Origin of the sequence: uncultured Aquimarina sp. (genome assembly GCF_947500065.1) — a bacterium.
GTDB lineage: Bacteria > Bacteroidota > Bacteroidia > Flavobacteriales > Flavobacteriaceae > Aquimarina.
Window position 1 is genome coordinate 1 of the sequence record NZ_CANMQT010000012.1, and the last position, 15,200, is coordinate 15,200.

The 15,200-nt window shown below is 33.9% G+C and carries 12 protein-coding genes and 1 other RNA gene; 9 read left to right on the forward strand and 4 right to left on the reverse strand.

Annotated features, from left to right (window positions below; all coding sequences use genetic code 11):
- The 6 genes from Q0975_RS23770 to Q0975_RS23795 form a co-directional block, all read left to right on the forward strand.
- Window positions 1–2,754 (forward strand): gliding motility-associated C-terminal domain-containing protein (locus Q0975_RS23770; protein ID WP_299441741.1); only part of this gene is annotated, 2,754 nt, incomplete at its 5' end.
- Between the two features lie 68 nt (window positions 2,755–2,822).
- The gene (locus Q0975_RS23775; protein ID WP_299441744.1) at window positions 2,823–3,782 is read left to right on the forward strand and encodes a type IX secretion system membrane protein PorP/SprF; all 960 of its coding nucleotides are present in this window, start codon (window positions 2,823–2,825) and stop codon (window positions 3,780–3,782) included.
- A gap of 162 nt (window positions 3,783–3,944) precedes the next feature.
- Window positions 3,945–5,912: an OmpA family protein gene (locus Q0975_RS23780; protein WP_299441747.1), complete on the forward strand. Its 1,968-nt coding sequence runs from the start codon at window positions 3,945–3,947 to the stop codon at window positions 5,910–5,912.
- Window positions 5,913–6,374: 462 nt separating this feature from the next.
- On the forward strand, window positions 6,375–7,034 hold the full coding sequence (locus tag Q0975_RS23785; RefSeq protein ID WP_299441750.1) for an RNA methyltransferase: 660 nt from the start codon (window positions 6,375–6,377) through the stop codon (window positions 7,032–7,034).
- A 199-nt stretch (window positions 7,035–7,233) separates the two neighbouring features.
- Entirely contained in the window at window positions 7,234–7,377 is a 144-nt protein-coding gene (locus Q0975_RS23790) for a hypothetical protein (RefSeq protein WP_299441753.1), read from the forward strand.
- A gap of 127 nt (window positions 7,378–7,504) precedes the next feature.
- Window positions 7,505–7,870: a VOC family protein gene (locus Q0975_RS23795; RefSeq protein ID WP_299441755.1), complete on the forward strand. Its 366-nt coding sequence runs from the start codon at window positions 7,505–7,507 to the stop codon at window positions 7,868–7,870.
- 11 nt (window positions 7,871–7,881) lie between these two features.
- Here Q0975_RS23795 and Q0975_RS23800 read toward each other — a convergent pair whose 3' ends face one another.
- The 3 genes from Q0975_RS23800 to Q0975_RS23810 form a co-directional block, all read right to left on the reverse strand.
- Window positions 7,882–8,646, reverse strand: coding sequence for a carboxypeptidase-like regulatory domain-containing protein (locus tag Q0975_RS23800; RefSeq protein ID WP_299441758.1), 765 nt, complete (start codon window positions 8,644–8,646; stop codon window positions 7,882–7,884).
- 114 nt (window positions 8,647–8,760) lie between these two features.
- Window positions 8,761–10,530, reverse strand: a complete 1,770-nt coding sequence (locus Q0975_RS23805; RefSeq protein ID WP_299441761.1) for a DEAD/DEAH box helicase — start codon at window positions 10,528–10,530, stop codon at window positions 8,761–8,763.
- 117 nt (window positions 10,531–10,647) lie between these two features.
- Window positions 10,648–11,697: a glutaminyl-peptide cyclotransferase gene (locus tag Q0975_RS23810; RefSeq protein WP_299441763.1), complete on the reverse strand. Its 1,050-nt coding sequence runs from the start codon at window positions 11,695–11,697 to the stop codon at window positions 10,648–10,650.
- 87 nt (window positions 11,698–11,784) lie between these two features.
- Between Q0975_RS23810 and ffs the strand changes: the two genes are divergently transcribed.
- The 3 genes from ffs (at window position 11,785) to fsa (ending at window position 13,565) form a co-directional block, all read left to right on the forward strand.
- Window positions 11,785–11,883: signal recognition particle sRNA small type (gene ffs, locus Q0975_RS23815), an RNA gene on the forward strand.
- A gap of 129 nt (window positions 11,884–12,012) precedes the next feature.
- Window positions 12,013–12,834, forward strand: coding sequence for an SDR family oxidoreductase (locus Q0975_RS23820; protein ID WP_299441766.1), 822 nt, complete (start codon window positions 12,013–12,015; stop codon window positions 12,832–12,834).
- A gap of 77 nt (window positions 12,835–12,911) precedes the next feature.
- Window positions 12,912–13,565, forward strand: a complete 654-nt coding sequence (fsa, locus tag Q0975_RS23825) for a fructose-6-phosphate aldolase (protein ID WP_299441769.1) — start codon at window positions 12,912–12,914, stop codon at window positions 13,563–13,565.
- Window positions 13,566–13,606: 41 nt separating this feature from the next.
- On the opposite strand, the gene Q0975_RS23830 is transcribed toward fsa, so the two are convergent.
- The gene (locus Q0975_RS23830) at window positions 13,607–15,025 is read right to left on the reverse strand and encodes a hypothetical protein (RefSeq protein WP_299441772.1); all 1,419 of its coding nucleotides are present in this window, start codon (window positions 15,023–15,025) and stop codon (window positions 13,607–13,609) included.
- Between the last annotated feature and the right edge of the window lie 175 nt (window positions 15,026–15,200).

A 15,200-nucleotide genomic window follows, 5' to 3' on the forward strand; every position in this document is an offset into this window, starting at 1 on the left:
ATCACAGACGATTCTGATGATCCAGATAACACGACTGATGTTGATCCAGATAATGATGGTAGTCCAGATGATCCAACAGTAACTGACTTAAGTCAACCGTTACTGGATATTACCAAGACAGGAACGTTAGATGATACTAATGCAAATGGTTTTGCGGATGCTGGAGAAAATATCACATATACATTTGTGATTACGAATACAGGGAATGTAGACTTGACAGGGATCAGTGTAACAGATCCAGGAGCGGTTATTACCCCAACTACTACTATAGATTTAGTAGCTGGAGCTAGTGATAGTACTACGTATACTGCAATTTATACGCTTACTCAGACAGATATTGATTCAGGTAGTTATACCAATCAAGCTACGGTAAGTGGATTAGATCCTAATATGATTACAGTTATAGATCTATCCGATGACCCTAATGATCCAACAGACAATGATCCTAATACGGATGGTAGTCCAGATGATCCAACAGTAATTACGCTTCCTGCTAACGGAGTAATCAGTATCACGAAGGCAACAGATGCTCCGGCTGATGGTTCTTATGATACGGTAGGAGAGAATATCAATTATACGATACAAGTAACCAATGATGGAAACGTAACCTTAACAAATGTTGTGATTACAGATACTAACGCCGACATGATCACACCATCCACTGTTACCAGTATCGATCCGGGTGAGACCGTGACGGTTACAGCGACACATATTATTACACAGGCTGATATAGATGCTGGTAGTGTAACCAATGTCGCACAAGTAACTTCTGAAGATCCGAACGGAATGCCTATAGAGGACCTTACATCCGATGATCCTAATACACCAACACCGGATGATCCTACAATAACGGTTGTTGATCAAACACCGGAACTAATGTTGACCAAAGTGCAAGACGCTCCGGCTGATGGAGCTTACGATACTGTTGGCGAGGTGATTACTTATATGTTGACGGTTACTAATACAGGTAATACAACATTGACTAACGTAGTCGTAAATGATGCAAATGCAGATATAGGAAGTATCACACCAGCTGTTATACCTACTCTGGCTTCAGGAGCTAGTGTTATGGTCACGGCGGCACATACGATCACACAAGCTGATTTGGATGCAGGTGTAGTAATTAATCAGGCAGATGTAACTGGAGATGCTCCTGATGGTAGTCAGGTTACAGATCTTTCAGATGATCCTACAACACCAGATCCTGACGATGCTACAATTACTACGACTAACTTAACACCTTTAGGTGATCTTGGAGTAACTAAAGTAGCAGATCAACCAGAATTTATAGCTGTAGGAGATGTGATTACCTATACGATTGTAGTGACTAATACCGGAAATGTAACTATGAATAATATTGTAGTTACAGATGCTAATGCCACTATTACTTCCGGTTCACCAATAGCTTCACTGATTCCTGGTAATACCGCAACCGTAACTGCAGAGCATGTAGTGACACAAGCAGATATAGTAGCTGGACAAGTTATAAATTCAGCAATTGCAGAAGGTACTACTCCACTTGGAGAAACGATTACTGAAACATCCGATGATCCTAACAATCTTACCGATGTTGATCCAAATGGAGATGGTGATCCTGATGATCCAACTATAAGCTTCTTAGATAGTGATGGTGATGGAATCCCGAATGTAGATGATCTGGATGACGATAATGATGGTATTACTGATGTTGAAGAACAAAACGGGGATCCAAACCTTGACACCGATGGCGATGGAATCATCGATAGCCAAGATCTGGACGCCGATGGAGATGGAGTGAATGATGTAGTAGAATCAGGACATGGACAACTGGATTTAGATGGAGATGGAAGATTAGACGGACCATTTGGAGATGACGGAATTCCAGATGTAGTGCAGGATGATCCTGATGGAGGAGATGTTAATTATGATCCTCAGGATAGTGATGGTGATGGAATTGATGATTTCCAAGATGTGGATGATGATGGTGATGGTGTTGATACTGCTGAAGAAAATCCTGATCCAGATGGTGATGGAGACCCTGATACAGGCGATACTCAAGATTCTGACGGAGATGGTATTCCAGATTATCTTGATACCGATGATGATGGTGATGGTATTCTAACAGAAGATGAAAACCCAGATCCAGATGGTGATGGAGATCCTGATACCGGAGATACACAGGATACAGACGGAGATGGTATTCCGGATTATCTTGATACCGACGATGATGGTGATGGTGTAGATACTAATGAAGAGATTGATCCTGATGGAGACGGTAATGGACCTGATGATACAGATGGTGATGGAGACCCTGATTATTTAGATACCGACGATGATGGTGATGGTATATTGACTGAAGATGAAAATCCAGATCCGGATGGTGATGGAGATCCTGATGATGCCATTGATACTGATGGTGATGGTATACCTGATTATCTTGACCCGAACGGACCAATTGATCCGAATGCAGAAGATGGAATTGAAATCTTTACAGGTATTACACCAAATGGAGATGGTATAAATGATGTATTGGTAATTAGAGGAATAGAAAATCTGGAGAATACTTTGGAAATTTATAACCGTTGGGGAGTAAAAGTATTTGGTACGGATAACTACGGTAGAAATGATAATTTCTTTAGAGGGATTTCTAATGGAAGAACCACTATAGAAGTAAAAGATGAATTACCAGTAGGTACGTACTACTATGTTCTGGAATATGTTCTCGATAATGGAGAACGTAAAAATAGAGCGGGATACTTATACATCAATAAATAATCGATCAAAACAAGATACCCGTGAGTGAAATTCTCGCGGGTATAAATAAAAATACTAAACTAGAGCTGATGAAAAAAGCATACATACTAATTACTGCAGTACTTTTAAGTCTCGCTTTCCAGCATAGGGGATATTCCCAGCAGGATGCTCAATATACCCAGTATATGTACAATACAATCAGTGTAAATCCTGCATATGCAGGTAGCAGAGGTGTTATGAGTATAACGGGTTTGCATAGAAGTCAATGGGTAGGACTAGATGGGGCACCTCGTACACAGACATTGTCCCTTAATACTCCTTTTGGGGAAAATAATCGAGTTGGTCTAGGGCTTTCAATTGTCAATGATGAAATCGGACCAACCAATGAAACCTATTTTGATATAGACTTTTCATATACGATTCCAACTTCTGATAGAGGAAAATTAAGTTTCGGATTAAAAGCAGGTGGACATCTTTTAAATGTAGATTTTCAAAGGCTTAGCCAATTTGATATTAATGACCCTAATTTTGAAAATAATATAGATAATAAATTTAGTCCTAATGTTGGAGTAGGTATTTACTATCATACTAATAAATTTTATTTTGGATTAAGTGCGCCTAATTTATTAGAAACAGATCATTTTGATGAGGAGTCTACTATAAATAATAATAACTCGGCTACGTTTATAGCAGAAGAACGAGTTAACTATTATTTGATTGCAGGTCATGTTTTTGACCTTAACGATAACCTAAAGTTTAAACCAGCAGTATTAAGTAAGCTAGTGTTTGGAGCACCATTACAAGTAGATATATCCGCTAATTTCTTATTGTATGATAAGTTAACATTGGGTGTTGGATACAGATGGAGTGCTGCTGTTAGCGCGATGGCAGGATTTCAGATCTCTGATTCTCTGATGATCGGATTTGCTTATGATAAAGAAACTACAGGATTAGGAAGGACTCAGTTTAATGATGGAAGTTATGAAGTACTAGTACGCTTTGAATTGTTTAGAAAATATAACAGAATGCTAACACCTAGGTTCTTTTAAGAATATTGCTCAAGTCTTAAACTTGGGGTTTCTATAATTGTCATTCCAGCGTAGGCCGGAATCCAAAACAATGAAGAGAGCTCAATAAATATAAAATACGTTTTGTCATTCCAAAAATATGACTGAGGTCTATAAGGAAACGAAAAAATAAAAAGATCAATTATGAACTTAAAAAAATACTTTATAAAAATATCTTTAAGTATCATCGTATGCGGTACATTATCTGCTCAAGAAAAACGTTTAGAAAAAGCAGACGAAAGCTTTGATAGATATGCTTTTGTAGATGCTCGTAAAATCTATTTGAATGTAGTAAAAAGTGGATATGCATCCGCAGATTTATACAAAAAACTGGGAGATTCATATTATTTTAATGCAGAACTAGAAGAATCTGTTAAGTGGTATGAAGAATTAGTAGGTGGTTATTCAGAAGAATTAGATCCTGAATATTTATTTAGATATTCTCAAAGTTTAAAAAGTGTAGAACGCTATAATGAAGCGGATAAGATCATGGAAAAGTTTAACACAGTAACCGGAAATGATCAACGAGCAGACTACTTTGTTAGTACACGTGATTATCTTCGATTTATAGAAATGCAATCTGGAAAGTATACCTTGAAAAGGTTATATATCAATTCTCAATTTTCTGATTATGCACCAAGTTTTAATAATCAAGGGCAGATGATATTTGCATCATCACGAAGCGGTGGAAACTCCATGGTGAAAACAGTACATGAATGGAATGAAATGCCATTTTTAGATTTGTATACATCTGATATTATAGGAAAAAGAAATGCTTTAACTCAGCCTAAAAAAGTTAAAGGGAAGATCAATACTAGGTTCCATGAATCGTCTACTTCATTTAGCAAAGATGGGCAAACCGTTTATTTTACTAGAAATAATTTTACCAAAAAAAAATTGGGATCAGATACTAACGGTACGATTCTATTAAAGTTATATCGAGCTACATTAGATGGTGAAAAATGGACAAATATTGAAGAATTACCATTTAATAGTGAAGAATATTCTGTAGCACATCCTGCCTTGAGCGCAGATGGTACCAAGTTATATTTTGCCAGTGATATGCCTGATAGTAAAGGATTGTCAGATCTATATGTTGTAGATATAAATGAAGACGGTAGTTTTGGATACCCAAAAAACCTTGGGGATAAGATCAATACAGAAGGTAGAGAGACGTTTCCTTATATAAGTGATTCTGGTAGATTGTATTTTGCTAGTGATGGTCATGTTGGATTAGGTGGTCTGGATATATTTGTTGCCGTACCCGATTTTATAGGTTTTTCGCAACCATTTAATGTAGGGAAACCAGTTAATAGTTCAGAAGATGATTTTACTTTTGTTTTAAATGAAGAAACTAGAATAGGGTATTTTGCCAGCAATCGATATGGAGGAAAAGGCAACGACGATATTTATAGTTTTAAACAAACAGAAGACCTTATTACTACTTGTGGTCAATATGTAGAAGGTACTGTTACAGATGCATATACTAGAGAGATTCTTCCAGGTACTGAAGTTTTGTTATTTGATAGTAACAATCAGGAATTAGGAAGAACTACGACAAATACTAAAGGGAAATATAAATTTCCTGTATCATGCGAAACAACATATATTGTAAGAGGAACAAAAACAAGTTATAGTCCTACAGAAGCTCCTTTGGAAACAAACACAGCACTAGAATATACACACCAACTACCATTACAATTAGGAAAAGGAGGGTTAAGCGGACAAACCGTAAAACCAGGTGATGATCTTGCAAAGGTATTAGATCTACAGATTATTTATTTTGATCTGGATAAGTCTTTTATTAGAAAAGATGCAGAGGTAGAATTGCAAAAAATTATTGCAGTGATGAAAGAATATCCACAAATGAAAGTTGATGTACGTTCTCACACAGATAGTAGATCATCAGACGATTACAATATGTATTTAAGTGAACGTCGTGCCAAAAGCACTATTAAATACATTACAGAAAAAGGTGGTATAGATAGATCTAGACTTTCAGGAAGAGGTTATGGGGAATCTTCGTTAGTGAATACTTGCGACAACAATGTAAACTGTAATGAAAAAGAACATCAAGAAAACAGAAGAAGCGAGTTTATTTTATTAGAATAATGTATAATAAAACTTTTAGATCAATATGTTTATCCTAAAATATTATGTAGATAAGCACGATTAGAAAACCATGTAAAAAATAATTTAATATGATTTGTTAATGGGAGCTGATTTAATTTCAAAAATGACAATGTTTTTTATTTTTATATGACGATGGGAATAAAAACGTTAAGCAACAAATTCTTACAATAATTTTTGATCTTATTTCGGTATAGACCTCTCTAAGCGTATGGGTAACGACAGAGAGGTCTTCCTTATTAACCGAAATTTCATCCTATGTTTTTCAAGAGTGAATAGGTTTATTCAGTATGTCCTATCTTCATAAAAGTTAACCGCTTAGCGATTATTCCTAATGAATACTTTCATGTTTTAATTTTGAAGAACTAAAAAAAAATGTTGATTGTATAAGATCAAGATGATTTTTACTTTCTAAATTATCAATCTTTTATATTTTAGCAGTCTATGATAGATCATAAACTGTTAACGTATTTAGAATCTTTTCTCACTCCAAGACGACAGGGTTTGAATAAAAAAGTAATTGAGCAACGTACCAATTACTTTACGGTGGCGGTAGAAGATGTGTATCAATTGCATAACACTAGTGCAGTTATAAGGAGCTGTGATGTTTTTGGTATTCAGAATGTACATGTAATAGAGGAGATTAATGCGAAACGTATTGATCGCGAAATTGCTATGGGAGCTCAGAAATGGGTGGATATTAATCGATATACTACTACCAGAGAATGTATTGCTTCTCTAAAAAACAAAGGATATCAGATTGTCGCAACAACACCACATGATGATTCGGTAGAATTGAAAGATTTCGATATCAGTAAACCTTCAGTGTTTTTCTTCGGCCAAGAACAGGAAGGATTAAGTGATACCGTACTGGATGCAGCAGATACAAAATTGCATATTCCCATGGTTGGATTTACAGAAAGTCTGAATATTTCTGTTTCTGCAGCTATTATTTTACAACACGTTACATCGTTACTTAGAAATTCAAATACTGACTGGCAGTTATCCGAAGAGGAAAAACTAGAAAAAAGATTAGATTGGGCTAAAAAAGTGATTAAAAGTCATAAAAAAATTATAGCGAGATATGAAGAAGAAAATAAGTGACAAATACTAAACAGTTAATTACGAATTACGAATAATGAACCACAAATTCTAATTGTTAACCTTCTTTTTGAATTGTAATTTACTTATAGATAACGGTTTACGCGTAAAAGGTTAATGTGCTTAAATCAAAGAGTTTAAAAATTAATTCCCTATATTTGATAAAGACTAAACGTTTTAACTCCCTAAAAACACCTTTGTCATGAGCAAAAAACAGTCACCTACCAACAAAGTAAAAATGCTTTTAAAGCAAGTGAAAACAGGCTTTAAATCCAATAAAGCAGTAATTAATTATCCTTCAGAAGTAGTTCACGATATCTTCCATAAAAGAACAAGTACTTCTTAAAAGAAAAGAAGTCTTACTTTTAGTTTCTCTAGCTGATGCATACTAGCTAGAGATTGTTTACGCATACATTTTTAATTTTAAATACAAATTGTATCTTAATACTTTATTAATTATTAAGATATAATCTATGGTTACTTGGTTTGAAATTCCGGTTACAAATATGGATCGTGCTAAAGCTTTTTATGAAAAGGTTTTTGATATAGAAGTCGGTCTTCATAAAATGGATGGATTGCAAATGGGATGGTTCCCTAATAAAAATGAATCTGGTATTGCCACCGGAACCTTAATTGATGCAGGAGACCATTATAAACCTAGTAAGGATGGTGTTCTGATTTATTTTTCTTGTGAGGATGTAACTAACGAAATTAGTAGAGTAGAAGCCGCAGGAGGTGAGGTGTTATCAAATAAAACACAAATATCTCCAGATCACGGGTACATGGCATATTTTATAGATTCTGAAGGTAATAGAGTTGCATTGCACTCGTCAAAATAATAATATATATATTACTTTCTATCTAATACTTTATACTCTTCATAGCACTCGCTAATGGCATCAAGAATTTGTAAATCGTTGGCAAATTTTATGAAATCAACAGAGTAATTACAATTTCTAAGTATTTCGTCAATATCTAAGCGTTCTACCTGCAGTAATGCTGTTAAGGTAGCTCTATCGAATTTCGTTTCAAGAAGATTTCGAATTTCGTCGTCTTTTTTCATTTTTCTCAGTTTGCGTAATTCATTAGATCGCTTACTGAAAATATTATATAAAAAATCTGCAGGGTTAAAAATAGCTCCGAGTACTTTATTTACAGCTCCTGGTTGTTTGCTTCCTCCTTCATATCCAGAATTTAACCCAGAAATACTATACCTGTAATTATTGTATACTGGAATTTTCTTAGCATCAATTTCTAAGTATCCCGTAAGTTGCACATCTGCCACAACAACTTCTTCAAGTGCAATACCGAGTTCAGTCATTTTGATTTTTACATCACCAAATTTTTTCCAATCATTGGTGACTCTAACTCTAAGAGGCTTATAGCCTATATACGTAAAATATAAGGTGTCGTTTACTTTAGCTTTAATTTCAAAATCACCTTCTTGGTTAGTAATAGTACCGATTACCTGACTAAGGTTTACAACATGTACATTTTGCAGTTTTATATCAGTAGAGGCATTAAGTACCTTTCCAGAAACCGTTTCTGAAGTGGTATCTTGGGCATAAGTACTAATGCCTGTAATGAGTATTATGTATATTAATATTCTTCTCAAAAGCTTATTTTTAGTAGTAATTCTATATTAACTCTTATATATGACGATCTATTTATACGAACATAACATAAAAATCGTACCAAAAATCATATAGTTTCGTTAATTCAGAAAAAATTATCTGCGATCACTACGTTTTCTTCGGTCTCTTCTTCCACTACCTCCGCGATCACCACCACTATCATTATCACGACGTCCTTTTCCTTTTGGTTTAAAACCATCGCTTCTTCGTTTTCCTTTAAAACCACCTCCATTATTATCTCTTCCGCGTCGACCACCACCTCTGCTACGACCAGAATCTTTAGAGATTTCTACATTTACTTTTCTTCCTTCTAGTTTAAAATCTTCAAAAATTGCTAGGATATTATCCTGATGCTCTGAATCTGTATTAAAGAAAGAAAAACTTTCTTTAACGTCTACACGACTCACGGCATCTCTACCTAGATCTAAGGTTTCTTTAAGGAAATCCTTTAACCTCATCCAATCAAATCCATCTTTTTCACCAATATTTATGAAATAACGAGTACTACCATCACTTCTTCTGGAGTCTCCTCTGCTTTCACCTGCTGCATTAAGATCTTTCGCTTTCTTATAATAATTATGAAAACGAGAAAATTCTACGGAGAAGAATTTTTTGATTAACTCTTCTTTAGAAAAATCTTTTAATACCTCATTAATAGAAGGTAAATAGCTATCTATTTCATGATCGATTTCTGCTTTTGCAATATCGTTGGCTAAATGAAATAACTGTACTTGGCAGATTTCTTCACCACTAGGGATTTCTTTTTCTTCGAATTTCTTTTTGATAATTCGCTCAACGGTCTTAATTTTTCTAAGTTCACTTTTAGAAACAATTACCATCGATACACCATTTTTCCCTGCACGTCCCGTTCTTCCACTTCTATGCGTATAGGTTTCGATCTCGTCAGGTAATTGATAGTTAATTACGTGTGTAATATCATTTACATCAATTCCACGAGCAGCTACATCGGTTGCAACTAGCATCTGAATCTGACGATTCCTGAAGCTTTTCATTACTAAATCACGTTGATTTTGACTTAAATCTCCGTGTAAAGCTGCCGCATTATATCCATCTTCAATTAAGCTCTCTGCAACTTTTTGTGTATCTCTTTTGGTACGACAAAATATTACTGAGAATATATCGGGATTAGCATCTGATAATCTTTTTAAAGCAGCATAACGATCTCTTGAGTTTACTACATAATACTCGTGAGATACATTTTCTGATCCTGTATTTTTATGTCCAACTGTAATTTCTACAGGGTCATGCATAAAACGTTTTGCAATGGTAGAAACTTCTCTAGGCATAGTAGCAGAGAATAACCAAGTGCTTTTGTCTTCTGGAGTATGAGATAAAATAGCAGTGATATCCTCATAAAATCCCATATTAAGCATCTCATCTGCTTCATCAAGTACACAATAGCCAATATTGGATATATCTACCATCTTACGATTGATCATATCCTGCATACGTCCTGGAGTAGCAACAATAATCTGAGCACCTCGCTTGATTTCTTTAGATTGATCATGGATGCTGGCACCTCCATAAACAGCTACTGTACGAAGTCCTTTAACGAACTTAGAGTAATTTTTTAGTTCATTGGTAATCTGTAGACAAAGTTCACGCGTAGGAGATAATATCAATCCTTGCGTAATTCTACTATCACTGTCTACTTTTTCAATAAGAGGAAAACCAAATGCAGCGGTTTTTCCTGTTCCCGTTTGTGCTAATGCTACAATATCGGTATCTTCATCAAGCAAAATAGGGATCGCCTTTTCCTGTACTTCACTAGGGGTTTCAAACCCCATTTCATCCACCGCCTTAATAATGGCTTCACTGAGGCCTAATGCTTCAAATTTGTTCATATAATTCAAAATAAGCCGCAAAGGTACGGTTTATTATCTGTCTATAATAATAACGATGTACTTATTCTGATGTGACAAAAGAATTGGTATGTGTAGGTGATCAAATCATGTCAAAAACTACTTAATGATCTCAATTTCAAAAAGTTTGTCCCAATTCTTACCGGTTACAAATAATTGCTTAGTATCTTTTTTATAGGCAATACCATTAAGAACATCAAGGTCCGAATGCTGTGTTACTTTTTCTCGCAGACCAGATAAGTTGATAACGGCTTCCAGTGCACCATTTTGAGGATTAATAACAGCGATTCCATCTTTTTGCCAAGTATTGGCATAAATTTTTCCTTCTATCCACTCTAACTCATTAAACTTTGATTTTACCTTCTTATTAGTGGTAACTTCAATAAAGGACTTTTCCGCCAATGTCTCAGCATCTAATATCCAGATTTTCTCCGTACCATCGCTTTTATAAACTTGTTTTCCGTCATTGCATAATCCCCAGCCTTCCTTACTCTTATGGTAAGCAAAGCTTCCAGTTTTTTCTAATGTATTTAGGTTATAAATAAATCCTTCTTTAGATTGCCAGGTTAATTGAAAGATATTGTCATTAATGATAGTAATGCCCTCTGCAAAATACTTCCTGTCTATATCTTTTTTAATAAGTACTTCTCCGGTTTTATAATTGACTTTTCTTAATGAAGACATACCATTTTTACCTGTACTTTCATAAAGAGTATCGCCCATAAATTCTAGTCCTTGTGTAAAAGCATTTTGGTCATGAGGATATTCTGCAATAATTTTATACTTATATAATTTAGGAGGAGTGTTATTTAAGAAAGTAAGTTTTTTATAAATATCTTCTTCTTTGCCTTCAAAATATACAATGGCTTTAAGAAGGTGTTTACCTAATCTTTCGTTATCAAGCTTCTCTTCATAGGTAAATCCACCACTATCATTTGATTTAAGATCACCCAGATAGAATACTACCGAATCAATTTCAATTTTTTTGTCATTAATAATACTAGCTTTTACCGTTTCACCTAGTTTAAATTTAGTTTGATTATTATCCGTTTTTATCGAAAAATATTTTTTTTTCGCATCCGCATTACTTCCACAAGAAAAAAACAGAAGGCATAATGTGATAATTACGAAGAGGTTACGTTTGTTCATGATGTTGGCTATATTTAGAGCAAGATATTTATTTTAATTGGGTTTAAAAAATCATTGTTTTATATACTAAAGATTGTATCTTTGCAGCGGCAAGTCCTACACAACTAGCTCCTGTTGAATCCTCCAGGGCGGGAACGCAGCAAAGGTAAACGGTTGTAGCGGTGTGATGTAGGTAGCTTGCCTTTTTTTGTACCCAATACTTTCCTTAAAAAAATATTTTAAAACCTTAGTTCACACTTCAATATTGCTAATTTCCATTTCATAATTCGTAATTCGTGACTCGTAATTTATAATTCATAATGTATATTTGCGGACATGAATGCAAGTCAAAATTCTAAAATCGTTTTAATTACCGGAGGTTCCTCAGGTATTGGTAAATCTATAGGGATATTTCTAGCCAATAAGGGGTATACTGTTTACGGAACAAGTAGAAATCCTTCACGTTTTTCAGATTTTGATGTGTTTACATTACTACAATTAGATGTTGCTGATAAAGATAGTATTGCATCTGCTGTTAAGATTATAAATCAGAAACATGGAAGGTTAGATGTTTTGATTAATAATGCTGGAGCTGGTATTACCGGACCATTAGAAGAGATTCCCGAAGAAGAGATTATTAGAAACTTTACTACCAATTATTTTGGACCTATTAATGTTACTAAGGCTGTTTTGCCATTAATGAGAAAGCAAGGTGATGGTTTAATTATTAATGTTACTTCCATTGCAGGATATATGGGGTTGCCATTTAGAGGAATTTATAGTGCTTCCAAAGCGGCTTTAGAAATGACTACTGAAGCTTGGAGAATGGAGTTAAAGTCCTTTAATATCAAGATGACTAACATTGCTCCCGGTGATTTTGCCACTAATATTGCTGCTGGACGATATCATGCTCCTGTCGTAGAAGGATCTCCTTATGAAAAAACCTATGGGGAGTCTTTGAGATTGATGGATGAACATGTAGATGAAGGTATGAATCCAGATGAAATGGCTAAAGTAGTGTATAAAGTTATACAGATTTCTGAGCCAAAAGTACATTATAAAGTAGGAGCGTTTATGCAAAAAATTTCTATTGTTTTAAAACGAATTTTACCGGATAAAGTATATGAGAAATTGCTGATGAATCATTATAAGTTGTAATTTTGACAACATATTAAGAAGGGACAAATAAAGAATAAGAATCTTAACAAATAAATCATAAATCTAAACACAACAATATGAAGTTTTTTATTGATACTGCTAACCTTGATCAGATTAAAGAAGCACAAGATCTTGGTGTACTTGATGGAGTAACAACAAACCCGTCATTAATGGCTAAAGAAGGTATCACAGGAAAGGAAAATATTATAGAGCATTATAAAAAAATATGTGACATAGTTACCGGAGATGTAAGTGCTGAAGTAATTTCTACAGATTTTGAAGGAATGATCGAAGAAGGTGAAGAACTAGCTAAACTTCATGACCAAATCATTGTAAAAGTGCCAATGATTAAAGAAGGTGTAAAAGCAATAAAATATTTTAGTGACAAAGGAATCAAAACGAATTGTACTTTGGTTTTTTCTGTTGGACAAGCATTATTAGCTGCAAAAGCAGGAGCAACGTATGTTTCTCCATTTATTGGTCGATTAGATGATATCTCTACAGATGGCCTTAATCTAATAGCAGAAATTAGATTGGTGTATGATAACTATGGTTTTGATACAGAGATTCTTGCAGCTTCTGTAAGACATACTATGCATGTTATCGATTGTGCGAAAATTGGTGCAGATGTTATGACTGGTCCACTTTCATCTATAGAAGGATTGTTGAAACACCCATTAACGGATATCGGTTTGGCAAAATTTTTAGCAGATTATAAAAAAGGGAATTAAACCTTAGTAGATATAAAATTTTTTAAAAAAAAACTGTTCTTTTAATCGAGAGCAGTTTTTTGTTTTTCTATAGTTGCCATTCTGTTATAACTTACTAATTGTTTTTCGAAAATTGATGAAAACAAATCAGCATTTGGGTTAATTATTTTTCCTTGTTGATTCACAAGAATGACCTTATTAGAGTAATGAATTACCAACTCGTCAGAGGAGCATTTCGGGAATTTAAATTCATACTCATTATCAAGGTCGTAGTTATGGCGTTTAATTGTTTTTAACCAGTTGTCTGTTTGTTCATCATCCGTATTGATTCCGATAAAATCAATCTCAGGATAAATCTTACTTAAATAATCAGTTTTTTTATGAGCTTTTATATAATGATCTTTTCGCTCTATAGACCAAAAATATAAGGCAGTAATAGGTTTCTTAAATAGTGCGGATAGTTTGGTTATTTCTCCATTAGAAGAAATAAGATCTTGATCAGGAATGATATTATTTGGTTTAAGTCTGGCAGTAGCTTTTGCTAACTTGATGAGTTCTTTTTGAAATTTTTTGTCACTGCTGATAGATAAGTAATGATCTAATACTTTTCGTGAAGTATAATCATTTTTGTTGTCTAATATAAAATTGGTTGTTATTCCTCGTAAAAGATTATTCTTTATATAAGAGTGTTGTATTGTACTATCAACAAGGTCTAGTTTGTACATGGTATATTCAACCTTGCTCTTGGAGAAAGATTTTTTATTCATGTATTTGGTATACGAGGAGTTTGTAAAATGATGGTTTAGAAATCGATTATAAGAGTATAATCTCATTAAGTTATCATCATTAAAATTAACTTCATCCTTATAAGTGAAAAAATCCTTAGGAAATTCATTTGCTCCATCGATATTCTTCATTCCAGAATATTGATATTTATATAAATACATTTCATACCTTGAAAAGAAATCATATTCAAAACTGGATTTACAAATATTTGAAGATAGATCACTTAACTTATATTTATTAATAAGATGGTTAAACTTTTTTAACCTTAAGGTGTATAGTGAATCCTGTTCTTTTTTAAACGATGTAGGTGTTTGTCTGAATCGTCTGTTTTTTAATAGATCTCTTTCTATCTCATTTTGCAAAAACATATCAATTAAGAAGTTATTTTTCCTAGAACCTTTACCAGTAAAAACTAATGATTCATCAAACTCCAAAGTATTTAAGCGTACTAAAACACTATCTCCTTTTTCTAACAATACTAATTGGTACTCGGGATTATGCCTAAAAGAATAGAGACCATCTTTTAATCCTTTAATTTTGTGTAAGAATCGATTATTCTTGTCTAAGTATATTGTATCCAGAAGTTTTTTACCCTTGAAAAGAACAATGTAATCAGTATTTGGGTTTACAATTTCTCCACCAAAATAAATATAATCACTTGTAGCTTCTTGTGAAGGAGATTCACAATTACACAAACAAAAACTGATAATAGAGATATAAATAAAATATTTTATCCTAAAGAAATGCATTTTGGGCGCTATTATTTTACTGACAAACATTCAAAAATAAATGGAAAGACTGCTTTGGCTTGTTAAGAATACGTTAATTGTATTATTATTAGACAATTTGAGAGAAGATTAAAAGGTGTTT